We start from the raw sequence: 25,776 nt of genomic DNA, 5'->3' as shown, positions 1-25,776 counted from the left end.
GCTGCTTTTTGCGACCCATGGCTACCCGGCGCTCGCGACCGCCGCGCCGGCGACGCCGGAACAGTATCTCGCCCTTTTGCAGGGACGCCGGGCGCTGGTCGCGACGCATGTACTCGACGAGCCGGTCGGCTTTGCGATGACCGAGCAACTGGGCCGCATCGAGTGGCTCTGCGAACTCTCCGTTCATCCGATTCACGGGCGAAGGGGCATCGGCGCCGCGCTCGTCGAGGCCGTTGCACGGGCAGCGCGCGGCCGCGGCTGTGACCGGATCGGTCTCTCCACCTTCCGAGCCGTTCCCTTCAATGCGCCGTTCTATGCCCGGCATGGGTTCTTCGAAATGCCGCTCGACCGGGCCGAGTCGCTTCTCGTCCGCCGCTTTCGGGACGAGGTTCCAGCCGATGTCGATCCGGCCGAGCGGGTCCTGATGATCAAGATGCTGTAGCGATACCCGTGCCCGCGTCCCCTTCGTGCGCGGCCGGATCGAGCGCCGGCTGCCCTATTGCATTGCAACAGAAACGGGCTACCGTGCGTTAACGGCTAATCAACGCGTGCGGCGGGATGCTCGCTTCGCGGGAGCGGGGAAGGTGACCGGATGTTTTACCAGATTTATGAATTGAGCCATGCGGCGATGCAACCGTATCGCGCGCTGGCCGACGCGACGAAGCTGTTCTACTCGAACCCGCTCAACCCGCTTTCCATGACGCCCTTCGGGCGATCCGCCGCGGCCGCAGCCGAACTCTTCGAACGCACGACCCGCCGCTACGCCAAGCCGAGCTTCGGGCTCGAGACGACGGTTGTCGACTGGAAGAAGGTCGGCGTGGACGAGAAGATCGTCTGGAAGAAGCCGTTCTGCCAGCTGATCCACTTCCAGCGCAACCTTCCCGCCGGCCGCCGGGCCGACCCCAAGCTCCTGATCGTCGCGCCGATGTCGGGCCACTACGCCACGCTGCTGCGCGGCACGGTGGAAGCGCTGATGCCCTATGCCGAGGTCTACATCACCGACTGGACGGACGCGCGCATGGTGCCGCTGGCCGATGGCCGCTTCGATCTCGACGACTACATCGACTATGTGATCGAGATGCTTCACCATCTCGGGCCCGACACACATGTGATGGGCGTCTGCCAGCCATCGGTCCCCGTGCTGGCGGCGGTCGCGCTGATGGAAGCCAGGGGCGACCCGATGGCGCCATCCACGATGACGCTGATGGGCGGCCCGATCGACACGCGCCGCAACCCTACCGCGGTCAACAAGCTCGCCCAGGAAAAGGGGATCGACTGGTTTCGCGACAACGTCATCATGCGTGTGCCTTGGCCGGAACCGGGCTTCATGCGCGACGTCTACCCGGGCTTCCTGCAACTGTCGGGCTTCATGAGCATGAATCTGGACCGGCACATCACCGCGCACAAGGATTTCTTCCGCCATCTGGTCAAGAACGACGGCGATTCGGCCGAGAAGCACCGCGACTTCTACGACGAGTACCTGGCGGTGATGGATCTGACGGCGGAGTTCTACCTCCAGACCGTCGACACTGTCTTCGTGCGCCACGACCTGCCGAAGGGAACGATGACGCATCGTGGCACGCCTGTCGACCTCACGGCAATCCACAACACGGCGCTCCTGACGGTGGAAGGCGAGAACGACGACATCTCCGGCATCGGCCAGACCAAGGCGGCGCAGGATCTGTGTACCAACATTCCCGACGACTACCGCGTTCACTACATGCAGCCGGCCGTCGGCCATTACGGCGTTTTCAACGGCTCCCGCTTCCGCGCGGAGATCGTGCCGCGCATCGTCGACTTCATTACCAGCTACGGCAAGGCCGGCCGCAAGCAGACGCAGACCCGCATCGCCAAGGCCAGCAAGACCAAGGCCTGATCTCGTCTGCGCGGCGGCGAACGGACGGCTTCACGCCCGATCGGCCGGGACGGCGGGACCGGCCTCGCCGCCCGGCAGGCGCGGCGCGAACTCTCGGGTCCGGCGACGCCTTCCGCGCAAAAAAATGTCAGTTGACGGATGGGGAAGCCGATGGCGCGGGGCGCATGCCCGGGCGCGGTGCGCGGGGCTTCTTCTTCGGCGCGGCGATCAGTCCCTCGCGCTGGGCGAGCTTCCGGGCTGCCTTGCGCGATCGGCGGACCGCTTCCGACTTCTCGCGCGCGCGGCGCTCGGAGGGCTTCTCGTAGGAGCGCCGGGCCTTCATTTCGCGGAAGAGGCCTTCCCGCTGCATCTTCTTCTTCAGCACCTTGAGTGCCTGGTCGACATTGTTGTCTCTTACGTGAACCTGCAATGTTCTTCCTTCATCTGTGCGCCGGCATCGCCGGCTGACCGGAAATATGACAGTCCGCTCGGACGTCGGTGGGACTGCGGTGTACCCGATGAGCACCGCCAATGACACCCCCAGGCGGGAAAAACCGGCCACAGCGGCAGCCTTGCCGCGCAATTCCGCGGTGAATATTCAAATTTAATTCAATATTTACCCTGTTCAAGCCTTCATCACCGCACGCCTTCGCCGAAGCCGGAACCTTGCCGTAGCGGACGGGTTCTCCTTCCGATGATCGAACAAAGTAATGGAGAGAAAAAATGGCTTCGCAAGAAAGCCACTGTGAAGACGACACCGAAAGGGTGATCCGTCGCGAGATGCGCTCCAAGGAGAATGCAAGATTTTTGAGGTCGATGCCAACGTTCAAGCTTGATGAGGCACTTCCAAAGCGGCTGGCGTCCCTGATGGACGATCTGCGCCGTGCCGAAGGCAGCCGCCGGGTTGGCGGCAACCAGTCCGGCGCGCTTGGCGCGGCTTCCGGGCCACAACGAAAGTAATGATACAGGCCGCCCCGGACCTCGGGTCGGCCGGTCCCTATGCCTCGACGGAACCGACAGGCTCCAGAGGCGTCAGCGGTGCCGGCACCGTGCTGGTCTTTACCGCCGCTCGGCACAGATCCGCGATCACGCAGCGCTCGCATTCCGGCCTCCGCGCCTTGCAGACATAGCGCCCGTGCAGGATCAGCCAATGATGCGCGTGCAGCATATATTCGCCCGGAATCACCTCGATCAACCGCTTCTCCACCTCGTCGGGCGTCTTGCCCGGGGCGAGGCCGATGCGGTTGCCGATGCGAAGGATGTGCGTGTCCACCGCCATCGTCGGCTGACCGAAAGCCATGTTGAGCACGACGTTAGCGGTCTTTCGTCCGACACCCGGCAGCTTCGTCAGGAGATCGCGGTCGCCCGGCACCTCGCCGCCATGGTCGCGGATGAGGGCCTGCGACAGGGCGATCACGTTCTTCGCCTTGTTGCGCCACAAGCCGATGGTGCGGATATGCCCGCCCACCGTCTCCTCTCCCAGTGCGAGCATCTTCTGTGGGGTATCGGCTGCCGCAAAGAGCGCGCGGGTGGCCTTGTTGACACCGGCATCGGTCGCCTGCGCCGACAGGACCACCGCCACCAGAAGCGTGAAGGGGTTGACGTGCTCCAGTTCGCCCTTCGGCTCCGGCCGCTGAACCGAGAACCGGCGAAAGATTTCGCGCACCTCGTCGGGCGCATAGAGTGACTTCGGCTTGCGCTTCGGCCTTGCACGGGGTGACGCGGCACGTGCGGCGTTTTTGACCTTGGGCTTTTCCATCCCGCCTCTATAATTCGTCGGATGCCCGAGACAAAGGATGCCGACGAGCCGATCTTCAGCGCCATGCTGACCCCACACCGCTCGCTGGGGCGGACTGGCTTTGCGATACTGATGGGTGTGCTCGGCTTGATCTCGCTCTTCGTCGGCCTGTTGTTCTGGTCGATCGGCGCCTGGCCGATCGTCGGCTTCTTCGGCCTCGACGTGCTCCTGCTCTACGGCGCCTTCCGGCTGAACTATCGCTCGGCCCGCGCCCGCGAGGAAGTGACGGTGTCTCGGACTCGTCTCGACATTCGCAAGTATGCGCCGTCAGGCAAGGCGGAAAACCACCTGTTCAATCCTTTCTGGACCAGGTTCGCCGTTTCCCGCCACGAGGAGATCGGCATCACCTCGATGACGGTCGAAGGCCAGGGCCGCCGCGTGCCGATCGGTGCCTTCCTCAATCCCGATGATCGCGAGAGCTTCGCCACCGCCTTCGGCCGCGCGCTGGCGACGGCAAAAGCGGGCTAACGCATGTCCCCGGAAGCAGGCATCGCTTTCGGGAAGACAGATGCGGGAAACCCGGTCTGTTGAGCACGATGCGAGACCGAAAGACCGTGACGTGTTTTCAGTCGCGCAAGTTTCGGGTGGGAAAGCCTGCGCCGGCACGCGATAGTCGCCGCCAAGGAGACTTCGCCATGCACGCACCCCAGGCCATTCTCGAGCGCGACGTGACCCCCGCGCCCGGCACCCCGCACTCAGCCGACTACGAGACCGTCCGCAAGGTGATCGAGACGATCAGCCTCGACTATCGGGACCAGCCATCGCTGGAACAGCTGGCCGATGCGGTCGGCGAGACGCCGACAGGACTGCAGAAGCTGTTCACCCGCTGGGCCGGTCTGTCGCCGAAGGCCTTCCTTCAGGCCGTGACGATCGACCATGCGCGCCGCCTGCTCGACCAGGGCATGCCCTTGCTGGAAACCGCGCTGGAGGTCGGGATGTCCGGCCCGGGGCGGCTGCACGACCTCTTCGTCACGCATGAAGCGATGTCGCCCGGCGACTACAAGAGCCGCGGCGCGGGGCTCGTCATGCGCCACGGCTTCCACGTATCGCCCTTCGGCATTGCCCTGGTGATGACGACAGACCGGGGCCTCGCCGGCCTCGCCTTCTGCGATCCCGGCGGCGAGCGGGGGGCACTGGAGGACATGGCCGGCCGCTGGCCGAACGCCAGCCACGTCGAGGACGTGGCCGCGACAGCGCCCTACGCGGCGCGGATTTTCGACCCGGGCCGCTGGCGCGGCGGGGAGCCGCTGCGGGTGGTGCTGATCGGCACCGACTTTCAGGTGCGGGTCTGGCAGGCGCTGCTCCGGATCCCCCTCGGACGAGCCAAACCCTACTCGACGATCGCCGCCGAGATCGGCGCACCCAAGGCCAGCCGCGCGGTCGGCGCGGCGATCGGAGCCAATCCGGTCTCCTTCGTGGTGCCCTGCCACCGCGCCGTCGGCAAGAGCGGCGCGCTCACCGGCTATCACTGGGGCCTCACGCGCAAGCGCGCCATGCTCGGCTGGGAGGCCGGTCGGGCCGGCTGACGGCGATTCCCTTTTTCCGTCGATGCCACTAGGGTCGCGCCATTGCGCTTTCGCGGGAGGCACGCTTGGTCATCGTCATCGGCTCGATCAATCTCGACATGATCACCACGGTCGGGCGCCTGCCCGGCCCCGGCGAGACGGTGCGCGGCGAGCGGTTCTCCACCGCACCAGGCGGCAAGGGCGCCAACCAGGCGCTGGCCGCCGCGCGGGCGGGCGCGTCCGTGCGGATGATCGGGGCAGTGGGCACCGACCCTTTCGCCGCGGAAGCACTGGCCCTGCTGAAGGAAGGCGGAGTCGACCTCTCGGCGGTGAAGAGCACCGCCGAGCCGACCGGCGTGGCGCTTATCCTGGTCGGCGCCGACGGCGAGAACATGATCGCGGTGGCGCCCGGTGCCAATGATGCGGTAACGCCTGGCGACGTCGCAGGCGCCGGACTGGCAAAGGGCGACGTCCTGCTGCTTCAGCACGAAATCCCACTGGAGACGGTTACGGCAGCGCTCGAAGCGGCGCGCGCGGCAGGCGCTCTCGGCGTGCTCAACATCGCTCCCTTCGCGGCGGAAGCCGTCGGATTTCTCGGCAAGGCCGACGTGGTCGTGGCCAACGAGACCGAGTTCGACCTCTGCGCTGCAGCGATGTCCCTCGACGGGACAGATCGCGCGCAACGTATGCGCAGCTTCACCGAAAGGACAGGCTGCGTGATCGTCGTCACGCTCGGCGCCGAAGGTGTCATCGCGGCCACGGCGGATACTGACGTCGCGGTGCCGACGATTCCCGTGAAACCCATCGACACTGTGGGCGCCGGCGACACGTTCTGCGGCTATCTCGGCGCGGCGCTGGCCGAGGGCCGGCCCCTGGAAGCGGCGCTGGGGCGGGCCGCGGCGGCCGGAGCGCTCGCCTGCCTGAAGCCCGGCGCACAGCCGGCGATCCCGCTGCGCGCGGACGTGGAGAGCGCGCTGGCCAACGCGACCAGCTGAACCCGCCGTCCCGGACGCCTCAGAGGCGGCCGAGCCGCTCCGTCAGGAGCGCGAAGAAGCCGTCGGAATCGATGTCGCGCATCACCGTGGCGTTCTTCGGCCTGTCGGTCACGCCCCACCAGTCGATGACCGTCATGCCCATCGTGATCTCGGAACCGGTCTCGACCGCGACGTTGCAGTGGCGACCACGGAAGAGCTCCGGCCGGACGAGATAGGCGATGACGCAAGGGTCGTGCAACGGGCCGCCGTCGCTGCCGTATTTCTCTTCGTCGAAACGCTCGAAGAATTCCAGCATCTCGGCGGTGGCGATGCCGACCTTGGTGCCGAGTGCGCGAAAGGCGGCGACGCGCTTGGCCGTCGTCAGCGCCTTGTGGGTCACGTCGAGCGGCATCATCACGATCGGCACACCGGAGGAGAACACGATTTCGGCGGCATGCGGATCGACATAGATGTTGAATTCGGCGGCCGGCGTCACGTTGCCGCCCTCAAAGAAGCCGCCGCCCATGAGGACGATCTCCTTGATCCGGCCGGCGATCTCCGGCGCGCGGTTGAGCGCGGCGGCGATGTTGGTCAGCGGGCCGAGCGGGCAGAGCGTCACGGTGCCCGGCTCCTCGGCCAGCAGCGTCTGGACGATGAAGTCGACCGCGTGCATCTCCTGCAGCGGCATGGTCGGCTCGGGCAGTTGCGGGCCGTCGAGCCCGGTGCGGCCATGGACGTGCTCGGCCGTCACCAGGCGGCGCACCAGCGGGCGGACAGCGCCGGCATGGACCCTGACGTCGGGCCGGCCGGCGAGTTCGCATATCATGCGGGCGTTCTTCTGGGTCAGCGCCAGCGGCACATTGCCGGCAACCGCGGTGATCCCGATCACCTCGAGCTCCGGACTCGCGAGCGCGAGCAGAATGGCTACCGCGTCGTCCTGACCCGGATCCGTGTCGATGATGATCCTGCGAACGGCACTCATCCGCAACTCCCTGCACTCACTTGAACTTCAGAAGGCTGCGGACCATATCAGCAGCACGCGCTGGAATGCCACCCGGGTTCTTGCGCTTTCCACGTCGCTCTTTGGAGGACATGAGACCGATGACGCGCCTGACGCCCTTCTCGAATCCGCTGCTTCTCGGGTTCGACACCATGGAAAAGACGCTCGAACGGGTGGCGAAGTCCGGAGACGGATATCCGCCCTACAATATCGAGCGGCTTCGTCCCGCCCAGTGCGGTAGCGAGAGGCTTCGTATAACTCTGGCGGTCGCGGGGTTCACGGACGATGATCTCGATGTCACCACCGAGGAAAACCAACTCGTCATCCGCGGCAAGCAGACCGAAGACACCGAGCGGGACTACCTGCACCGCGGGATCGCGGCGCGGCAATTCCAGCGGACTTTCGTGCTGGCAGACGGCATGCGGGTGGTCGGCGCGGAACTGAAGAACGGGCTCCTGTCCGTCGATCTCGACCGTCCCCAGCCGGAAAAGCTGGTACGGAAAATAAACATATCGGTGAAAGACTGACTGGAACCCATGGCTCGAACGTGGGTTGGCCTGAGCGAGGCGGCCCTCGGCAAGGAGGCTACAATGACTGACAATCCTGAAATCCTGGGTATGACGGCGGACCAGTTCGCCCATCTCGGCGAAGGTGCGCTCGCCTACCTGCGCAAGGTGAAGAGCGAGGACCTGACCGGGCGTTTCCCCGGCATGCCCGCAATCGCCCCGGGGCTCGAACTGTGGGCGCTTTTCGCCGCCAACGGCCAGCCGATCCTCTTGACCGACGAGCGCGACAGCGCCATCGGCGCGGCGATGCAGAACCAACTGACGCCGGTCAGCATTCATTGACCGCCCGGCCTGTGCGCCGCGCCGCCTCAGGCGGCGTGGGACGCAGGTGCCGTGGCAAGAAACGTGTAGATGGCCGCGGCATCACGTGTGCCGCGGATTTTGGCCACAGTCTCCGAATCGCGCAGGACGCGGGCGATACGCGAGAGCGCCTTCAAGTGATCGGCGCCCGCGCCTTCCGGCGCCAGCAGCAGAAACACCAGATCGACCGGCTGGTCGTCCAGAGACTCGAACTCGACCGGATGGTCGAGCCGGGCGAAGACGCCGGTGATCGCCTTGATCCCAGGCAGTTTGCCATGCGGGATGGCGATGCCGTTGCCCACACCGGTCGATCCCAGGCGTTCGCGCTGGAGGATCGTATCGAAGATCTCGCGTTCCGGGAGGCCCGTGACGCTGCTCGCCTTCTCGGCGAGAAGCTGAAGGAGCTGCTTCTTCGAATTCGCCTTCAAGGCCGGCATGATGGCCGGTACCTCGATCAGATCGCTCAGATCCATGCTTCTTCGCGTCCCCTGGTTGGTCCCCGCCGGAGGGTCGATCCGGTGTGGCAAAGTCTGCGGGAGGAGCCTCAGGCTCCCTCGCCCGCCACGGCGGACGGATCGATCCACCCGATGTTGCCGTCGGAGCGACGATACACGATATTCACCTTTCCCGTGCCCGCGTTGCGGAACACCTGGACGGGACTCTCCTTCGTGTCGAGTTCGATGACGGCGCCAGCCACGCTCATGGTCTTGAGCGTCAGCGAGGTCTCGGCCACGATGGCGGGTGCGTAGTCCTCCGGCACCTCCTCGTCCTCCTCAGCGGCGGGAGCCATGACGCGGTAGGGCACGTCGGTCCAGACCGCATCCTCGGGAGAGACGGCCTGATGCGACTTGAGGCGGCGTTTGTAGCGGCGCAGCCGCTTCTCGATGCGCTCGGCCGCGGCATCAAACGCCAGCTGCGGGTCCATAGCGCGTCCTTCGGCCTGCAGTTCCATTCCCGTATCGAGGTGGATGCGGCAATCGGCCGAATAGCGCGCTCCGGCCTTCTCGACCGTGACGTGCCCGGAGAAACCTCCGTCGAAATATTTCGAGATCGCCTCCTCGATGCGTTGGTCGATACGGGTGCGGAACGCCTCACCCATCTCCATCTGCTTACCGGAAATTCGCAGGCCCATCTGAAATCTGACCCTTTCTTGCTCGGATGACTCCGCTTCCGAGTTTATACCCGCCATCGTCGCGCACAAGGTTGCGCGTCTGGTCATACCGAGGTTTCGGCGCGGGTCCAGGACACGGGATAGTGACGCGAGCGGATGCGCCACCCCCTTGGGTGCGCGGCTTCTAGGGATTTGCCCCGGCTTTGTCAACGCGCCGGAAGGCGTCGTCCCCATGCCGCCGAGGAAGGCGGGCGCTCAGGCCTCCACACCGGCCATCGCCCGCTTCTCGCGGCGGCGCTGGACCGAGGAAGGAATGTTCATGCCTTCCCGATACTTGGCGACCGTCCGCCGCGCAATGTCCACGCCATCCTTGCGCAGGATGTCGACGATGGCGTCGTCGGAAAGAACGTTCGACGAATCCTCCTCGTCGATCATCTGTCGGATGCGGTGGCGCACCGCCTGTGCGGAGTGTGCATCGCCTCCCTCGGCCGAGGCGATCGAGGCGGTGAAGAAGAAGCGCAGTTCGAACACCCCGCGCGGCGTCTGCATGTACTTGTTGGCGGTGACGCGGCTCACGGTCGATTCGTGCATCTGGATGGCGTCGGCCACCGTCTTGAGGTTCAGCGGCCGCAGATGCCGGATGCCATTGACGAGGAAACCGTCCTGCTGGCGCACGATCTCGGAGGTCACCTTGAGAATGGTGCGGGCCCTCTGGTCGAGGCTACGGGTCAGCCAGTTGGCGCTCTGCATGCAGTCGGACAGGAAATCGCGTTCGGCAGGGCTCTTGGCATGCGAGCAGACATGGGCGAAGTAGGCCTGATCAACGAGCACGCGCGGCAGCGTCTCCGGATTGAGCTCGACGGTCCAGCTGCCGTCCGGCGCCGGTTTCACCACGACGTCGGGCACGACAGTCTCGGCGGCGCTTGCGACGAAGCCGGCTCCGGGTTTCGGGTCGAGGGCACGGATTTCCCCCAGCATGTCGATGAGATCGCCTTCATCGACCTTGCAGATACGGCGCAGCGCGGCGAAGTCCCGTTTGGCAAGGAGATCGAGGTGAGCAATCAGCGCCGCCATTGCGGGATCGAAACGGTCGCGGCGGCGAAGCTGAAGGGCCAGACATTCGCGCAGGTCGCGCGCGAACAGCCCGGCGGGGTCGAAGCCCTGACAGGTGTCCAGCACCGCCTCGACGGTGGCGCGGTCGGCGCCTAGCCTCGCCGCGATCTCGCAGAGGTCGCCGCGCATGTAGCCCGTGTCGTCCAGCGCATCGGCGAGTTCGCGAGCGATCAGTGCTTCGGTACGGTCGGGGAAGGCGAAAGCGATCTGCTCGTCGACCATGTCGCGCAGGGTCACGGCCGCCGCGGCCATGTCTTCGAAGTCGAAAGTGCCGTCACCCTGGCCGCCCGCCGCCGATTTCCAGGTCAGCGACAGGTCGGGACCGAGCCGGTCCTGCGTGCCCGGATCGTCCGGAAAGACGTTCTCGAGAGAAGTATCGAGACGCTCGGCCAGCGTCTCGGCGGAAGCGTCAAGACCCGAGGCGAACCAGTCCGTCTCGCCCTCCGCTTCATGGGAGGCCTCGGGCTCGTCGCGCCCGGCCTCCTCCACAACCTCCTGACGCTCGAGCAGCGGATTGCGCTCGATCTCGTCGTCGACGAACCGCTCCAGTTCGGTATGGGTGAACTGCAGCAGGCGGATCGACTGCATCAGCTGCGGCGTCATGACGAGCGCCTGCGACTGCCGCAGCTGTAACTTCGCCGAGAGCGCCATGCCTGCTACCCCATACCTCCGCAGACGGCCCACCGGACCGCGTCCCCCACGACGCCAAAAAACTGGCCCGGCTTTTGCTTGTCAAGCAAAACCTAGCGCGGGAGGCTTTCGAAAGCGTTCAGGGGATCGATAAATTCCCGGAATCGGAACCGATCAGAGCGTGAAACCCTCGCCGAGATAGAGGCGACGGACATCCGGGTTCTCGACGATCTCGGCGGCCGGTCCGTGGGTGAGAACCTGACCGGCATGGAGAATGTAGGCCCGGTCGATCAGCCCGAGCGTCTCGCGCACATTGTGGTCGGTGATCAGGACGCCGATACCGCGCGCGGTGAGGTGGCGCACGAGTTGCTGGATATCGGAAACCGCGATCGGATCGATACCGGCGAAGGGTTCGTCGAGCAGCATGAAGCTCGGGTTGGAGGCCAGCGCCCGCGCGATCTCGAGCCGGCGGCGCTCTCCCCCGGACAGCGCGATGGCAGGAGACTTGCGCAGGTGCGGGATGTGGAACTCCTCGAGAAGTTCGTCGAGGCGTTCCTCGCGCTTGCGCCGGTTCTTCTCGACGACTTCAAGGACGGCGCGGATGTTCTGTTCCACGGTCAGGCCGCGGAAGATCGAGGCTTCCTGCGGAAGATAGCCTATGCCGAGTCGCGCACGCCGGTACATCGGCATGTCGGTGACGTCGAAACCGTCGATCTCGATCGTGCCTTCGTCGACCGGCACCAGGCCGGTCACCATGTAGAAGCAGGTGGTCTTGCCGGCGCCGTTGGGGCCCAGCAGGCCCACGGCCTCGCCGGCCCTGAGCCCGATCGAGACGCCGTCGACCACGGAGCGGCCGCGATAGCTCTTCGACAGGCCGCGCGCGATCAGCGTGCCCTTCAGCCTCTCGCGATTGGCGGAGGCGACCTCGGTCACCCGGGGCGATCCAGTCAGTCTGGAAAGGAACGACAAGTGGCGGCCTACTGCGTTGCCTTGGGCTGCAGCAGCATCTTCACGCGGCCGCCCTTGTCCTGCTGGCCGCTACCGGCACCGCAGCCATCGAGCGTGGCCTCGCCGGTCGTCATGCGGATGGTGAGCTTGCAGCCGACGATCACGTTCGGTCCGTCGGTCAGCACGACCTCCTTGCCGGTCATCACGAGGATCTCGGTGCCCATGTCGAACGTCGCCTGGTCGGCGGTAGCGATCTGCGTGTCCGACTTGACGTAGACCTTGCCGTCCACTTCGAGCCGGTCGATGTTGCCCGAACCCGGCGTCGCGGAGGCAGCCGGGGCGGCCCCCTCCGAGCGCGCGTAGTAGACCGTCATGCGGCCCGCTTTCATCAGCGTCGGACCCTGCACGACGTTGACGTTGCCGGTGAAGATGGCCACGCCGTCGGTGTCGCGCACCTCCAGCTTGTCGCTCTCGATCTCGATCGGCTGGTCGCCGTCGATCTTCAATCCGCCGAAGTTGCTCTTGGTCTGCTGCTGGGCAGCGGCAGGGGCCGCGGCGAGCAGCGCCATCGCTCCGACAAAGAGTGCCTTGCGCATCATCGTCATTTCACTGCCCCGCGTTCCCGTTGCCGGCGCTCTCGGTCGTTCCCCGGACGGTCCGCGGATCAACCTGCACCCTCACCTTGTCCTCGAACACGAAGACCGTGCCCTTGTCGAGTACTTCCAGACCATTCGCCGTGATCGTCGCGCCGTTCTGCTCTATCCTGATAGGGTTCGGCGACCGCATCTTGCCTGCGGAGATGTCCACCTCCGACGGACCGAGCGTAGCCGTCAGCCCGTCCGACGTCTCGATCGTCATCGGACTGGTGATGCGCAGCGAATTTGACTCGTCGTCGTAGACGCCGGTCTTTGCGACGATCTTTGCCCATTTGTCGGATGCGATCGGGATTTTCGCGTCGATCTCTTCCAGCTCGATGCCGCCGGTTCGCGACAGTTCCTGCACGGCTCGCGCCGCGTTCATGGCGTAGGGCAGGTTGTCGCTGGTGAAGCCGCTCATCTTGGGATTGGCCATGACGATCTTGCCGTCGCGGACAGCGGAGCTGTCGACCACGATTGCCACGCTTGCCGGCGACAGCAACCAGGAATAGCCGGCGAAGCCCGCGGCAATCGCAACCGACACAAGCGGAAGCGCAATCTTGAAGAAGCGGACCCTGCGCGAATGACGCACGGCACCGGCGAACTGTTCGTCGCGGCGGCCCTGCGCGTTCAAAGAGAGACGCCCGGCATCGTGATGTGCAGCACTGATCGCCATCCTGTGACCGGTCGGTTCCGTTCCTGTCCGTTTCGGAAGTAGCACGACGAACCGGCGCGAAAAGATGTCGCGGCGCCGCATCCTGCAAGATTGCACTCCAATATGGTTATTTTTGGGTGAACTTCCAGCGCAGCAAGGCGTTGGCGGCCGCCGATCGGCGTTTCCACCTGGCGGTTGCCCGAAGGTCATCCTCAATTCGATGTTGGTCCGTTTCGCTTGCGACGCGATTTGGCTAGAAACGTCGGGCGGAGCAGCATGCGAGGGTCAACCATGGCGCCGAGAGCCGACGACATCATCGATCGCCGAAGAATCAGGCGCAAACTCACCTTCTGGCGGGTCGCCACCCTGCTCGTCGCGGCGATCGCCATAGTGGCCTTCGGCGCCTTCGGCATGCGCGACACGTGGCCCGGGCAGGGCCGCGATCACATCGCGCAGGTCCGGATCGAGGGCACGATCACCGAGGACGAGGAACTGCTCGAACGCCTGGAGCGGATCGCCGAAGCCGATACCGTCAAGGGCGTCATCCTGAGCATAGATTCCCCGGGCGGCACCACCGCCGGCGGCGAGGCGATCTACGAAGCGGTCCGCCGCATCGGCGAGAAGAAGCCGGTGGTGGCGCAGGTCGGAACGCTGGCGGCGTCGGCCGGCTACATGATCGCCAGCGCCAGCGACCACATCGTGGCGCGCAAGTCCTCCATCGTCGGTTCCATCGGCGTGCTGGTCCAGTTTCCGGACCTGACGGGCCTGATGGACAAGGTCGGCGTCAAGCTGGAGGAGGTGAAGTCTTCGCCGCTCAAGGCGGAGCCATCGCCGTTCAACCCGACCACGGACGAAGAGCGCGCCATGATCCGTGCGATGATCATGGACTCCTACGACTGGTTCGTCGGCCTCGTGACCGAGCGGCGCCCGCTGTCGCGGACCGAAGTGCTGGCGCTGGCCGACGGTTCAGTGTTCACGGGGCGCCAGGCGCTGGACCGCAAGCTCGTCGATGCGCTCGGCGGCGAGGAACAGGCGATCGAGTGGCTGAAGAGCAAGGGCGTCGATGCCAAACTCGAGGTCCGGGAATGGAAGCCCGCCAGCACCGGCGGCTTCCTGATCGGCCAGTCGCTGGCGCGGTCCGTTGCCGAAGCGGTCGGCCTGCCCGCAAGCGGTCCGGACATCCTGCGCGAACTGGGCGGCGAACGCTTGTTCCTTGACGGTCTCCTGTCGGTCTGGCAACCTTCCTCGGGTGCGACCGGGGAAAAATAGGGGACGGTAAACAAAGACTTCCGGGCACGAGAGGAAATGCCGCAATGATCAAGTCCGAGCTTGTGCAGACGATTGCCAACCGTAATCCGCACCTCTTCCTTCGGGATGTCGAAAACATCGTCAACGCCATCTTCGAGGAAATCACCGAGGCCCTCGCAGAAGGCAACCGAGTCGAGCTTCGCGGCTTCGGCGCCTTCTCGGTAAAAAACCGGCCCGCGCGCATCGGACGCAACCCGAGGACGGGCGAAGCCGTTGACGTCGAAGAGAAGTGGATTCCCTTCTTCAAGACGGGCAAGGAACTGCGCGAACGGCTCAACGCTGAGAAGTGACGGTGTCCATACGACGGGTAGAAACAGGCAAGGCATGCTGAACCGTATCATCGTCGTCGTCATCCTCGTTCCGATCGCTGTCGTGTTGATCGCTCTTGCGGTCGCCAATCGGCAGCTGACGACCTTTACGCTCGATCCGTTCAACCCTGGCAACGCGGCGCTGACACTGCAGCTGCCGCTGTTCGTCATGCTGTTCCTCGCCGTGATCCTGGGTATGGTGATCGGCGGCGCGGCTGCCTGGCTGAAGCAGGGCCGCTATCGCAAGGAAGCCCGCATCAAGCGCCGCGAGGTGCAGAGCCTGCTGCAGCAGAAGCAGCCGGTGTCCGCCGCGCATGGCCCATCCGCAGGCGTCCCTGCGCTTCGCAGTTGAGCCACGCCAGACTATCGCGGAGGTGTCCCCTGGCTGGCGGCGCCCGCAACCCGGGGAATCAATCATGCGCATGATCGATGCTGCGACCGTCGACCGGTCGCTCACATTCGTCGGTCTCGTCGAGACCTTGCGCGTCGCCTTCCGCGACGGCGCGGTGCAGCCGGTTCGGCACCACCACACGATCGACCGCCCGGACGGCGCAGCCTCCACGCTGCTTCTGATGCCGGCCTGGACCGATTTCGAGCGAGCGGGCACGTCGGATGGCGGTTTTGTCGGGGTCAAGATCGTCACCGTCTCGCCCAACAACAACGCCATCGGCAAACCGGCGGTGATGGGCCTCTACCTTTTGCTCGACGGCCGGACCGGGGAGCCGCTCGCACTGATCGACGGGCAGCGCCTCACCCAATGGCGCACCGCCTGCGCGTCGGCGCTCGCGGCGTCATGGCTCGCGCCGGAGGACGCGTCCTCGCTGCTAATCGTGGGTGCAGGCGCGCTATCGCCCTTTCTTGCTCGGGCGCATGCGTCAGTAAGGCCCATCCGCAGGATTCGCATCTGGAACCGTACGCCGGCCAACGCGCAGAAGGTGGTCGCCGGTCTCGCCGACCTCGGTCTCGACGTCGCCGTCGCACCCGATCTCGATGCGGCGGTGGCGCGGGCCAACATCGTTTCGTGCTGCACGATCTCGACCGAGCCACTGGTCAAGGGAGCACTGCTCAAGGCCGGTGCGCATGTCGATCTCGTGGGCGGCTTCACGCCAACGATGCGCGAGGCGGACGACGAGGCTATCCGTCGTGCCCGGGTCCACGTCGACACGCTGGCCGGCGCGACGAAGGAAGCCGGCGACATCGTCCAGCCGCTGGCGTCGGGCGTGCTGGTTCGAGAGGCGATCTGCGGCGACCTGTTCGGACTCGCCCGCGGCGAGGTCGCCGGACGCAGGTCCGCAAGCGAGATCACGCTGTTCAAGTCGGTCGGTGCTGCCCTGGAGGACCTGGCGGCGGGGATCGCTGTTTTTAAGGCGACATCGGCCTGACCCTGCCCCGCGCCAGCCGATCCAGGCTCCGTCGCGGCATGTTGCGCCTCCCCCACCACTATGGCAGAAGCGCGCCCATGGTTCCCGAAGGCCCTGCATCGTGAAGACACAGCGCGACAAGCGCCGCGACCCGCGGCCGCGCGCGCCCAGCGCGCCCCAGAGCCCGCCGCGCGTTCCGGCGCCCACCCGCCCCGCCAAACAATCCCAGCAGGATGCACGGCAACCGGCGGAGACGCCGTCAACTGCCACCGCCCACCGGCAACGGCGGCCGGGCGCCTTGCCGGCCGAGCGCGTACCGCTGATCCTTGAGGTCGCTCCAGGCGCCGACTATGCGCTGATCGATTCCGGCGACGGGGCAAAGCTCGAGCAGTATGGCCCCTACCGTATCGTCCGGCCCGAGGGCCAGGCCGTCTGGGCGCGTGCGCTGGGCGCAGCCCAGTGGGCCGACGTCGACGCCGTCTTTACCGGCGACACCGACGAAGAAGGCATCGGCCGCTGGCGGTTCCCGAAGTCGGTTCTCGGCGAGACCTGGCCGATGAAGCATGCCGGGATCGACTATCTCGGCCGCTTCACCTCGTTTCGCCATGTCGGAGTGTTCCCCGAGCAGGCGCCGCACTGGAGCCATATGGAGACGCTGATCCGCGACGCGAAGCGTCCGGTGAAGGTGCTGAACCTTTTCGGCTACACCGGGCTCGCCTCGCTGGTGGCGGCCCGCGCAGGTGCCGAGGTGACACATGTCGACGCGTCGAAGAAGGCGATCGGCTGGGCCCGCGAGAACCAGGAGATGGCAAGGCTCGCCGACAGGCCGATCCGCTGGATCTGCGAGGACGCCAAGAAGTTCGTCGAACGCGAGGAGCGCCGCGGCAACCGCTACGACATCATCCTGCTCGACCCGCCGGCCTATGGGCGCGGGCCGAAAGGCGAGGTCTGGCAATTGTTTGACGACCTTCCGGCCATGGTAGACCTCACCCGCGCCATTCTCTCAGACAAGCCGCTGTCGGTGGTGCTGACGGCCTATTCCATCCGCGCCTCCTTCTTTGCGATCCACGCGCTGATGCGCGACGCCTTCGCCGGGATGGGCGGTGCGGTGGAATCGGGCGAACTGGTGATCCGCGAGAAAGCCGCCGGCCGCGCGCTGTCCACCTCGCTGTTCTCGCGCTGGGTGGCAGCATGAACGCGCCGCGCGATGGCCGCGTCGGCCAGGTCAAGGAGGTCACCAGCCTCGCCAATCCGGTCGTGAAGGACATCAAGGCGCTCGCCCTGAAGAAATTCCGCGACCAGCAGAACGCCTTCATGGCAGAGGGGCTGAAACTCGTCATCGATGCGCTCGACCTCGGCTGGACGATCCGCACCCTCGTCTTCTCGAAGTCAGGCCTCGGCAATCCGGCGGTGGAAAAGGCGGCGGCCCGAACCGTGGCTGCCGGCGGGCTGGTGCTCGAGGTCAACGACAAGGTGCTTGCCGCCATCACGCGGCGTGAAAACCCGCAGATGGTGGTCGGCGTGTTCGAGCAGCGCTGGACGGCGCTCGCCGACGTGAAGCCATCGGGCAACGACGTCTGGGTGGCGCTCGATCGGGTGCGCGATCCAGGCAACCTTGGCACGGTAATCCGCACCGTCGACGCCGTCGGCGCCAGGGGCATCATCCTCGTTGGCGACACCACCGACCCGTTTGCGGTCGAGACCGTGCGCGCCACGATGGGATCGATCTTCGCGGTGCCGGTGGCGCGGGCAAGCGAACAGGCCTTCCTGTCCTGGCGCAGAGGCTTTGCAGGACTCGTCGCCGGCACACATCTCAAGGGCTCCGTCGACTATCGCACGGTCGATTACGGCGGAAAGCCTGTCGTTCTCCTGATGGGCAACGAGCAGCAGGGCCTGCCCGCGCTGCTCGCCGAGACCTGCGACCGGCTGGTACGGATTCCGCAGGCCGGCCGCGCGGATTCGCTTAATCTGGCAGTCGCGACCGGTGTGATGCTCTACGAAGTGCGGCGCTCGGCACTGGCGCTGGAGAAGCCTGCTTCATGAGATGGCCTGCCTTCGTCGCCATCATCGTCGCCGGCATCGGTATCGACCAGTGGATCAAGCACCTGGTCGAGACCCGGATGGCGATGCACGAACTGATCGACGTCCTGCCGTTCCTCGGCCTTTTCCGCATCCACAACACCGGCATCGCCTTCTCGATGTTCTCGGGGCTCGACCGGCTGTTCCTGATCGGTCTGGCGGTCGCCGTCATGATCTTCGTCGGCTGGCTGGCGGCACGGACCAATCCCGCACACGTTCTGGCGCGGCTGGGTTTCGCGCTGATCCTCTCCGGCGCCTTCTCCAACAACCTGATCGACCGGCTCCTGCTCGGCTATGTCGTCGATTACGTCCTGTTCCACACGCCGGTCTGGTCCTTCGCCGTGTTCAACCTCGCGGACGCCTTCATCTCGGTCGGCGCGGGCCTGGTGATTCTCGACGAGGTCATCCTCTGGCGCCGGCATTCCCGACAAGGCGACGAGGGATCGGGGCCGGGCGGCGGTTGACCAGCCGCTGCAGTCGCCGCACAGTCCGGCGCGAAAGCGTGTCCTTCGACGGCGGCCTCCCGGCCTTCGGGCGAGAACATGCTCACAGGCGAGGACCCGAAGCGGGGCCGGGCGAATCCACAGGATCCCAACGTGCTTCGGACAGAGATTCAGGGAGAAGACGGTGGAAACGTTCAGGGCAATCGTGGTGTCGCGCGGCGAGGACAAGAAGCAGTCGGTCGCCGTGACGGAACTCCGGCCGGCCGACCTGATGGAAGGCGACGTCACGGTCGCGATCGAGGCCACCACGGTCAACTACAAGGACGGTCTGGCGATCACCGGCCTCGCACCCGTCATCCGGCGTTTTCCGCTGGTGCCCGGCATCGATTTCGCGGGAACCGTCACGGAGTCGTCCCATCCGGACTGGAAGAAGGGTGACAAGGTCATCCTCAACGGCTGGGGCGTGGGCGAGACGCATTCAGGCGCCTATGCGGACCTCGCCCGGGTCAAGGGCGACTGGCTGGTGCGGCTGCCCGACAGCATGACGCCGTTCGAGGCGATGGCGATCGGTACGGCCGGCTACACGGCAATGCTCTGCGTCATGGCGCTGCAGCGGCACGGTATCGTACCCGGGCGGGGACCGGTGGTGGTGACGGGCGCGGCCGGCGGCGTCGGCTCAGTGGCCATCTCGCTGCTCTCCAGGCTGGGTTACCACGTCATCGCCTCTACGGGACGCACGTCGGAAGAGGACTACCTGAAGGACCTCGGTGCCGCCGAGGTCATCGCGCGCGACGAACTCACCGGTCCTGCCCGGCCGCTCGGCAAGGAGCGCTGGGCGGGCGGGGTCGACGCGGTCGGCAGCCACACCCTCGCCAACGTGCTCTCCATGACGTCCTACGGCGGCGCGGTGGCGGCCTGCGGTCTCGCCGGCGGGATGGACCTCCCGTCCAGCGTCGCACCGTTCATCCTGCGCAGCGTCTCGCTGCTCGGCATCGACTCGGTCATGGCACCGCGTGCGCTGCGCGAAAAGGCCTGGTCGAGGCTCGCTACCGAACTCGACCGGACCAAGCTCGCGGCGCTCTCCACCACGATCGGCTTCGACGGGATCATCGATGCGGCGAAGGCGATCGTCGAGGGCAAGGTGCGCGGCCGGGTCGTGGTCGACATGGGCCGCTGACGCGACGAACCCGCTGACTTCGATAAAGTTTTAGCGCCCGCACAAAACCTTCCCTAAGCGGTGCCGGCTACGGTCCGACCATGATGTCGGACAATGCGGCACAGAAGGGGCATGGCGCGCGGCCGCTGTCCGGGGCGGGTGTCCCGGGCCGCTTCAGCCGCGTCGCGACGGCGCTCAATGCGTCGCGCAGCCGCTTTGCGGTTGCCGAACTGGTGCTGCTCAGCGCAATCCTGGTCTTCTGCGGCTATTCCTTCCTGTCGGGGGCGCCACACCTGCTCAGCTATGGCCTGCTCGCGACTGGCCTGTGCGGGTTTGCGCTGCTCGGCCGCATGTCGATCGACGACGCCCGGTTCGAGCGCATCGCCGAGGAAAGCGTCACCCGGACGCGCGAGGAAATCGAGACCCTCGCCGACCGCATGTGGGAACTCCACGAAAGCGAGGAGCGCTTCCGCGGTCTGATCGACGCGCTGGGCGACCTCGTCGTTCACCGCGATCGCGACGGCCGCATCGTCTACGCAAACTCCGTTTTCGCCGATCTGTTCGGCCGCCAGCCGCGCGAGTTGCTGGGTCGGACCCTGTCGGAACTGGGCGTCGATGTCGGCGTGGTGCCGGACGCCGCATTTGCCGATGGGGAGTATCTGAGTTCGACCGACGTCGCCGTGCATACGAGCGAAGGCGTTCGCTGGTTCTCGTGGATAGAGCTGTCGGTTCGGGACGAGAGCACCGGCACGGTGTCGCACCGCACGATCGCGCGCGACATAACGGCCCGCAAGCGCGCAGAGACGGCGATGATTTCGGCGCGCGAACGTGCCGAATTCGCCAGCCAGGCCAAGTCGCGCTTCCTCGCCACCGTCAGTCACGAGATCCGCACGCCCATGAACGGCATCATGGGCATGGCCAAGCTTCTCGCCGACACCGACCTGACGCCGGAGCAGCGGACCTATGTCGGGGCTGTCTCGACGTCCGCCAACGCACTGCTCGCGCTGATCGAGGACCTGCTCGACTTCTCCAAGATCGAAGCGGGCCGCTTCGAGCTGGAGCCTCAGGCGATGTCGCCGCGCGAACTGGTCGAGAACGTGGTGGAACTGATGGCCGCCCGCGCCTTCGCGAAGGGCATCGGTCTCGGCTGCCACATCGCACCGGAGGTGCCGGCGCTGATCGAGGCTGATCCCGGACGGCTGCGCCAGGTCATGCTGAACCTCGTCGGCAACGCCGTGAAGTTCACCGAGGACGGCGGCGTGCTGGTGCGGGTCAGCGCCAGTCGCGACGACGAGGCGCCGGCCCTGCGCTTTTCCATCGCCGATAGCGGCCCGGGACTGTCGCGTGCCGACATCGGGCGGATTTTTCGCGAGTTCGAGCAGGCCGACGGCACCTCCACTCGCAGGCACGGCGGCGCCGGGCTCGGCCTCGCCATCTCCAAGCGGATCGTCGACGCCATGGGCGGTCGCATCATCGTCGATAGCGAGGTTGGCCGGGGCTCCGACTTCATCTTCGAAATGCCGCTGGCGCAGCTCCAGTCGCCGGACACGGACCGCTACTTCGCCCTGCGCGGCCGGTCGGTGCTGATCGTGTCGGAGAACGCCGTGGAGGCCGAGGCCATGGCCCTCACGATCCGCTCGCATGGCGGCAGCGCCAGCGTCGCGCGCAGCGCAGCGGACGCCGAGCGGTCGATGGCCGAACCGCGAGCGGCGTTCGAAGCCGTCCTGATCGACGCCGCGATCGAGACGCCGGACGGGGCGACCCTGACGAAACTGCGCGGAGCGTCACGCGGGCCGTTCCAGTCGGTCATCCTGATAGCGCCGACCGACCGCGGTCGCCTGTTCCAGTTCCGCAATGCCGGCTACCCCTCGTTTCTCGCACGGCCGGTGCGGGGTGCGACGATGATGCGGGTGCTGACCGACGGGACGCTCGAACTGTCGCAGTCGCCGATCGTGCACCGTCTCGGGCTGAAGCGGCAGCACGGACGCCGGCCGATCCTGCGCGGACTGAGGATCCTGATCGCCGAGGACAACGAGATCAACGCGCTGCTCGCCCGCTCCGTACTCGAAAAGATGGGCCATACGGTGCAGCATGTCCCCGATGGACGTTCGGCAGTCGATGCCGTGAAGTCGGCGAGGCCGGGCGACCGGCCTGACCTCGTGCTGATGGACCTGCACATGCCGGTCATGGACGGTCTCGACGCCATCGCCCTCATCCGCAAGCACGAGGAGGAGAAGGGCCTGCCGGCGCTGCCGATCATGGTCCTCTCCGCCGACAGCCAGGAATCGACGCGGCACAAGGTGCTGGCGCATGGCGCCACGGGCTTCGTCACCAAGCCGCTGGATCCGCAGGCGCTGCTGGAAGCCGTCCAGCATCAGGTCGCCGCCTGAACGAACCGGAGGGCGTCCACGCGCCCCAGACTTGCCGCCATCTCCCTGTCATCGTACTGTATCATGGTCTTCGTAGACGGCCTTGAAAGCCTGGCGACGAGGGAGAATCACTATGCCGGCATCGACCCTTATGACGAGTGCGCCTTCTGCCCCGGCAATGGTTGCGGTCGGCGGGCTGGCGCGCCACGCTGGCGGAACGCTCGGCCGGATCGGCAACCTCCAGGCCAGGCTTGCCCGCAATTCCGCCGAGGTGGCGGCGGCTCAGGAGGTCCGCTTCCGGGTCTTCTATGACGAACTCGGCGCCAAGCGTCAGTTCGTCCACGCGCTGGAGCAGCGCGACGCCGACCGCTTCGATGCGATCTGCGACCATCTGCTCGTCCTCGACACGACGATACCCGGCCCCGAGCATCGGCAGATCGTCGGCACATACCGGCTGCTGCGCCAGGAAAGCGCGCTGGCTGCCGGAGGCTTCTACTCAGACGAGGAGTACGAGCTGGAATCGCTGATGGCCCGTCACCCCGACCGCCGCTTCCTGGAACTCGGCCGGTCTTGCGTCCTGCCGGAGTATCGGTCGAAGCGGACCGTCGAGTTGCTCTGGCAGGGCATCTGGGCCTATTGCCGCATCCACGGTATCGACGTCATGACCGGCTGCGCCTCGTTCCACGGCACGGTGCCCGCCGCCCATGCCGAGGCGCTGTCGCTGCTCGCCCACAATTTCCGGGCCGAGCCCGAGTGGGATGTCCGGGCAGTCGCCTCGCGCTACCGCCCAATGGACCTGATGCCCGCAGAGGCGGTGGACGTGCGCCGCGCGCTCGCAGCCATGCCGCCGCTGATCAAGGGCTACCTGCGGATCGGCGCGCGCTTCGGCGACGGCTGTGTCGTCGACGCCGACTTCGGCACGACCGACGTCTTCGTGATCCTGTCAACCGACTGGATCGCGAACCGCTACATCAACTACTACGGTGCCGAAGCAGAGCGTTTCGCCGCCTGACGCCAGCGCCCCGCCAATCGTCCACGCCGATGCGGATGCCGCGCCGGCCAGAGCGATCGCGGTTGATCCAGGTCAAGGCAGGGAGGGCGAGGCCCTTCCATCAATGAACCCGTCATTGTTGGAGGACCTCATGCCCACGGATACCCTGATCGTCGTCGCCAGCGTCATCGGCGCTTTCGCATTCTTCAGCGTCGTCGTCATCTTCGGCGACATGACCTGGAAGCGCTGACGACGGCGGCTGCGCGAGTTCACGCCCCGGCATTGTAGGCCGCGATCGCGGCCATGTTGACGATGTCCGAGTCCTTGGCGTTCAGCGACACGATCTGGACCGGCTTGTTCAGGCCGACCAGCAGCGGGCCGATGACCGTCGAACCGCCGAGTTCCTGCAGCATCTTGGTCGAGATCGAGGCCGAGTGGAATGCCGGCATGACCAGCACGTTGGCCGGCCCTGACAGGCGACAGAACGGATATTGCTGCATCAGGTTGGGGTTCAGCGCCACGTCTGCGGCCATTTCGCCGTCATACTCGAAATCGACCCGGCGCTTGTCGAGGATCTTGACCGCCTCCTGCACCCGCTCCGAACGCTCGCCCGCCGGATGGCCGAAGGTCGAATAGGCCAGCAGCGCCACGCGCGGTTCGTAGCCCATGCGTCGCGCCATGCCCGCCGCTTCCTCGGCGATGTCGGCGATCTCCACCGAATTCGGCATGTCGTGCACCGCCGTGTCGGCGACGATCACGGTGCGGCCTCGCGCCAGCACGATCGAGGCACCGATGACGCGGTGGCCCGGCTTGGCGTCGATGACGCGGCGCACGTCGTCGAGCGCGGTCGAATAGTTGCGCGTCACGCCCGTCACCAGCGCGTCGGCGTCGCCGAGCGCCACCATGGTGGCGGCGAAGTGGTTGCGGTCGTTGTTGATCAGCCGCTGGGCGTCGCGGAAGAGGTAGCCCTTCCGCTGCAGCCGCTCGTAGAGATAGTCGGCATAGACCGTGTTGCGGCGCGACAGCCGCGCATTGATGATCTCGATGCCGGGCCGATTGAGGTCGACGCCAGCGTTCCGCGCGGTCTCCTTGATCTGGTCGTCGCGGCCGACGAGGATTGCCGTGCCGAGCTTCTGGTTCACGTAGGACACCGCCGCGCGCATCACCTGCTCTTCCTCACCCTCGGCGAAGACGACGCGCTTGGGCTGGCGGCGGACGCGGTCGTAGATGCGCTGCAGGGTTGAGGCGATCGGATCGCGCCGGGCCGACAGTTCCTGCGCATACTTCTCCATATCGAGGATGGGCCGCCGCGCGACGCCCGAATCCATCGCCGCCTTGGCCACGGCAACCGGGATCGCCGAGATCAGGCGCGGATCGAACGGCACCGGGATGATGTAGTTGACGCCGAATTTCGGCCGGTTGCCCTGGTAGGCGGCGGCGACGTCGTCCGGAACGTCCTGACGGGCGAGTGCTGCCAGCGCCTCGGCCGCGGCGACCTTCATGGCATCGTTGATGGTGGTCGCTCGCACGTCCAGCGCACCACGGAAGATGTAGGGGAAGCCAAGCACGTTGTTGACCTGGTTCGGATAGTCCGAGCGGCCGGTCGCCATGATGGCATCGGTGCGGATTTCGGCCACTTCCTCCGGCGTGATTTCCGGGTCGGGATTGGCCATGGCGAAGATGATCGGATTCTTGGCCATGGACTGGATCATCGCATTTGTGAAGGCACCGCGGGCCGAGAGGCCAAGGACGATGTCGGCGCCGTCCATCGCGTCGGCCAGCGTCCGGGCATCTGTCTTCGCCGCATGCGCCGACTTCCACTGGTTCATGCCTTCTTCGCGGCCCTGGTAAACGACGCCCTTGGTGTCGCACAGGATGACGTTCTCGGGCGCGAAGCCCATCGCCTTGACGAGTTCGATACAGGCGATGCCGGCCGCGCCCGCGCCGTTGCAGACGAGCTTCGACGTCTTCATGTCGCGCCCGGTGATCGCCAGCGCGTTGATCAGGCCGGCCGCGGCGATGATCGCGGTGCCGTGCTGGTCGTCGTGGAACACCGGGATGTCCATCAGTTCGCGCAGCCGCTGCTCGATGATGAAGCACTCCGGCGCCTTGATGTCCTCCAGGTTGATGCCGCCGAAGGAGGGCCCGAGGAAACGCACGCAGTTGATGAATTCGTCCGCGTCCTCCGTGTCGACCTCGAGGTCGATTGAATCGACGTCGGCGAAGCGCTTGAAGAGCACCGCCTTGCCTTCCATCACCGGCTTGGAAGCCAGAGCGCCGAGATTGCCGAGGCCGAGGATGGCGGTGCCGTTGGAGATGACGGCCACCATGTTGCCGCGCGTCGTGTAGTCGAAAGCGCGGCTCGGATCCTCGGCGATCGCCTTCACCGGAACCGCCACGCCCGGCGAATAGGCCAGCGACAGGTCGCGCTGGGTCGCCATCGGCTTGGTCGGGTTGATCTCCAGCTTGCCCGGCCGGCCCATCGAGTGGAAGTCGAGCGCCTCCTGGGCGCTGACTGACGGCCCCTGTTCGTTCCGGTCCTTCACGGGCATGTGCTGTTTCCCTCCCAGGCCGCACCTAACCTGGCGCGGGCATGCTTCTTTTGTGGAGCAACCGGATTAAGGCTACACAGGAGCCGCGTAAAGCGCCAAGCAAGGGGTGAACGCCGGTT

The 25,776-nt window shown here is 66.1% G+C and carries 28 protein-coding genes; 18 read left to right on the top strand and 10 right to left on the bottom strand.

Annotated elements, in window-relative coordinates:
* Positions 1–76: 76 nt before the first annotated feature.
* Both N1F91_RS00415 and N1F91_RS00410 read left to right on the top strand, forming a co-directional pair.
* On the top strand, positions 77–442 hold the full coding sequence (locus N1F91_RS00415; RefSeq protein WP_289988239.1) for a GNAT family N-acetyltransferase: 366 nt from the start codon (positions 77–79) through the stop codon (positions 440–442).
* Positions 443–592: 150 nt separating this feature from the next.
* Positions 593–1,876 (top strand): polyhydroxyalkanoate depolymerase, encoded by a 1,284-nt coding sequence (locus tag N1F91_RS00410; RefSeq protein WP_289988237.1) that lies wholly within the window; start codon positions 593–595, stop codon positions 1,874–1,876.
* 127 nt (positions 1,877–2,003) lie between these two features.
* On the opposite strand, the gene rpsU is transcribed toward N1F91_RS00410, so the two are convergent.
* The gene (rpsU, locus tag N1F91_RS00405; protein ID WP_289988234.1) at positions 2,004–2,285 is read right to left on the bottom strand and encodes a 30S ribosomal protein S21; all 282 of its coding nucleotides are present in this window, start codon (positions 2,283–2,285) and stop codon (positions 2,004–2,006) included.
* A gap of 293 nt (positions 2,286–2,578) precedes the next feature.
* Between rpsU and N1F91_RS00400 the strand changes: the two genes are divergently transcribed.
* Positions 2,579–2,815, top strand: a complete 237-nt coding sequence (locus tag N1F91_RS00400) for a hypothetical protein (protein WP_289988232.1) — start codon at positions 2,579–2,581, stop codon at positions 2,813–2,815.
* A gap of 37 nt (positions 2,816–2,852) precedes the next feature.
* On the opposite strand, the gene nth is transcribed toward N1F91_RS00400, so the two are convergent.
* Positions 2,853–3,614, bottom strand: a complete 762-nt coding sequence (gene nth / locus N1F91_RS00395; RefSeq protein ID WP_289988231.1) for an endonuclease III — start codon at positions 3,612–3,614, stop codon at positions 2,853–2,855.
* Positions 3,615–3,635: 21 nt separating this feature from the next.
* On the opposite strand from nth, the gene N1F91_RS00390 reads away from it, so the two are divergent.
* The 3 genes from N1F91_RS00390 (at position 3,636) to N1F91_RS00380 (ending at position 6,153) form a co-directional block, all read left to right on the top strand.
* Positions 3,636–4,121 carry a DUF2244 domain-containing protein gene (locus N1F91_RS00390; protein ID WP_289988230.1) on the top strand — a complete coding sequence of 162 codons (486 nt, stop codon included), beginning with the start codon at positions 3,636–3,638 and terminating at the stop codon, positions 4,119–4,121.
* A 167-nt stretch (positions 4,122–4,288) separates the two neighbouring features.
* Positions 4,289–5,179, top strand: a complete 891-nt coding sequence (locus N1F91_RS00385; protein WP_289988229.1) for a bifunctional helix-turn-helix domain-containing protein/methylated-DNA--[protein]-cysteine S-methyltransferase — start codon at positions 4,289–4,291, stop codon at positions 5,177–5,179.
* Between the two features lie 65 nt (positions 5,180–5,244).
* The gene (locus tag N1F91_RS00380; RefSeq protein ID WP_289988227.1) at positions 5,245–6,153 is read left to right on the top strand and encodes a ribokinase; all 909 of its coding nucleotides are present in this window, start codon (positions 5,245–5,247) and stop codon (positions 6,151–6,153) included.
* Positions 6,154–6,172: 19 nt separating this feature from the next.
* Here the strand turns inward: N1F91_RS00380 and N1F91_RS00375 are convergent, their stop codons facing one another.
* The gene (locus N1F91_RS00375; protein WP_289988225.1) at positions 6,173–7,114 is read right to left on the bottom strand and encodes a nucleoside hydrolase; all 942 of its coding nucleotides are present in this window, start codon (positions 7,112–7,114) and stop codon (positions 6,173–6,175) included.
* A 119-nt stretch (positions 7,115–7,233) separates the two neighbouring features.
* Between N1F91_RS00375 and N1F91_RS00370 the strand changes: the two genes are divergently transcribed.
* Complete coding sequence (locus tag N1F91_RS00370; RefSeq protein WP_289989748.1) at positions 7,234–7,659, top strand: Hsp20 family protein; 426 nt, start codon at positions 7,234–7,236, stop codon at positions 7,657–7,659.
* 63 nt (positions 7,660–7,722) lie between these two features.
* Complete coding sequence (locus tag N1F91_RS00365) at positions 7,723–7,980, top strand: DUF1150 family protein (protein ID WP_289988223.1); 258 nt, start codon at positions 7,723–7,725, stop codon at positions 7,978–7,980.
* Positions 7,981–8,006: 26 nt separating this feature from the next.
* On the opposite strand, the gene ptsN is transcribed toward N1F91_RS00365, so the two are convergent.
* The 6 genes from ptsN to lptC form a co-directional block, all read right to left on the bottom strand.
* The gene (gene ptsN / locus N1F91_RS00360) at positions 8,007–8,471 is read right to left on the bottom strand and encodes a PTS IIA-like nitrogen regulatory protein PtsN (protein ID WP_289988222.1); all 465 of its coding nucleotides are present in this window, start codon (positions 8,469–8,471) and stop codon (positions 8,007–8,009) included.
* A 71-nt stretch (positions 8,472–8,542) separates the two neighbouring features.
* The gene (gene raiA / locus N1F91_RS00355) at positions 8,543–9,130 is read right to left on the bottom strand and encodes a ribosome-associated translation inhibitor RaiA (RefSeq protein WP_289989747.1); all 588 of its coding nucleotides are present in this window, start codon (positions 9,128–9,130) and stop codon (positions 8,543–8,545) included.
* A gap of 234 nt (positions 9,131–9,364) precedes the next feature.
* Entirely contained in the window at positions 9,365–10,873 is a 1,509-nt protein-coding gene (gene rpoN / locus N1F91_RS00350; RefSeq protein ID WP_289988221.1) for an RNA polymerase factor sigma-54, read from the bottom strand.
* A 153-nt stretch (positions 10,874–11,026) separates the two neighbouring features.
* The gene (lptB, locus tag N1F91_RS00345) at positions 11,027–11,785 is read right to left on the bottom strand and encodes an LPS export ABC transporter ATP-binding protein (protein ID WP_289988219.1); all 759 of its coding nucleotides are present in this window, start codon (positions 11,783–11,785) and stop codon (positions 11,027–11,029) included.
* 44 nt (positions 11,786–11,829) lie between these two features.
* On the bottom strand, positions 11,830–12,369 hold the full coding sequence (locus N1F91_RS00340; protein ID WP_289989746.1) for an LptA/OstA family protein: 540 nt from the start codon (positions 12,367–12,369) through the stop codon (positions 11,830–11,832).
* Positions 12,370–12,406: 37 nt separating this feature from the next.
* On the bottom strand, positions 12,407–13,300 hold the full coding sequence (gene lptC, locus N1F91_RS00335) for an LPS export ABC transporter periplasmic protein LptC (protein ID WP_289988217.1): 894 nt from the start codon (positions 13,298–13,300) through the stop codon (positions 12,407–12,409).
* A gap of 81 nt (positions 13,301–13,381) precedes the next feature.
* On the opposite strand from lptC, the gene sppA reads away from it, so the two are divergent.
* From sppA to N1F91_RS00285, 10 genes are all read left to right on the top strand, one after another.
* Positions 13,382–14,359 (top strand): signal peptide peptidase SppA, encoded by a 978-nt coding sequence (sppA, locus tag N1F91_RS00330; protein WP_289988216.1) that lies wholly within the window; start codon positions 13,382–13,384, stop codon positions 14,357–14,359.
* 44 nt (positions 14,360–14,403) lie between these two features.
* Positions 14,404–14,688: an integration host factor subunit beta gene (locus tag N1F91_RS00325; protein ID WP_289988213.1), complete on the top strand. Its 285-nt coding sequence runs from the start codon at positions 14,404–14,406 to the stop codon at positions 14,686–14,688.
* A 34-nt stretch (positions 14,689–14,722) separates the two neighbouring features.
* Positions 14,723–15,058 (top strand): LapA family protein, encoded by a 336-nt coding sequence (locus N1F91_RS00320; RefSeq protein ID WP_289988212.1) that lies wholly within the window; start codon positions 14,723–14,725, stop codon positions 15,056–15,058.
* Between the two features lie 64 nt (positions 15,059–15,122).
* Positions 15,123–16,088, top strand: a complete 966-nt coding sequence (locus N1F91_RS00315; RefSeq protein WP_289988210.1) for an ornithine cyclodeaminase family protein — start codon at positions 15,123–15,125, stop codon at positions 16,086–16,088.
* A 100-nt stretch (positions 16,089–16,188) separates the two neighbouring features.
* Positions 16,189–17,262 carry a class I SAM-dependent rRNA methyltransferase gene (locus N1F91_RS00310; RefSeq protein ID WP_289988208.1) on the top strand — a complete coding sequence of 358 codons (1,074 nt, stop codon included), beginning with the start codon at positions 16,189–16,191 and terminating at the stop codon, positions 17,260–17,262.
* A complete protein-coding gene (locus N1F91_RS00305) occupies positions 17,259–18,110 on the top strand; it encodes an RNA methyltransferase (protein ID WP_289988207.1) in 852 nt (283 codons plus the stop codon). Before N1F91_RS00310 ends, N1F91_RS00305 begins: the two co-directional genes overlap by 4 nt.
* On the top strand, positions 18,107–18,610 hold the full coding sequence (gene lspA, locus N1F91_RS00300) for a signal peptidase II (protein WP_289988205.1): 504 nt from the start codon (positions 18,107–18,109) through the stop codon (positions 18,608–18,610). Before N1F91_RS00305 ends, lspA begins: the two co-directional genes overlap by 4 nt.
* Positions 18,611–18,773: 163 nt before the next feature.
* Complete coding sequence (locus N1F91_RS00295) at positions 18,774–19,766, top strand: MDR family oxidoreductase (protein WP_289988204.1); 993 nt, start codon at positions 18,774–18,776, stop codon at positions 19,764–19,766.
* 80 nt (positions 19,767–19,846) lie between these two features.
* Complete coding sequence (locus N1F91_RS00290; RefSeq protein WP_289988202.1) at positions 19,847–22,135, top strand: response regulator; 2,289 nt, start codon at positions 19,847–19,849, stop codon at positions 22,133–22,135.
* Positions 22,136–22,292: 157 nt separating this feature from the next.
* The gene (locus tag N1F91_RS00285; protein ID WP_289989745.1) at positions 22,293–23,126 is read left to right on the top strand and encodes a GNAT family N-acetyltransferase; all 834 of its coding nucleotides are present in this window, start codon (positions 22,293–22,295) and stop codon (positions 23,124–23,126) included.
* A gap of 248 nt (positions 23,127–23,374) precedes the next feature.
* Here N1F91_RS00285 and N1F91_RS00280 read toward each other — a convergent pair whose 3' ends face one another.
* The gene (locus tag N1F91_RS00280) at positions 23,375–25,657 is read right to left on the bottom strand and encodes an NADP-dependent malic enzyme (RefSeq protein WP_289988200.1); all 2,283 of its coding nucleotides are present in this window, start codon (positions 25,655–25,657) and stop codon (positions 23,375–23,377) included.
* Positions 25,658–25,776: the final 119 nt, after the last annotated feature.

This window comes from Aquibium sp. ELW1220, assembly GCF_030398385.1.
Lineage (GTDB): Bacteria > Pseudomonadota > Alphaproteobacteria > Rhizobiales > Rhizobiaceae > Aquibium.
This window is presented reverse-complemented; position numbering and strand designations above follow the sequence as displayed.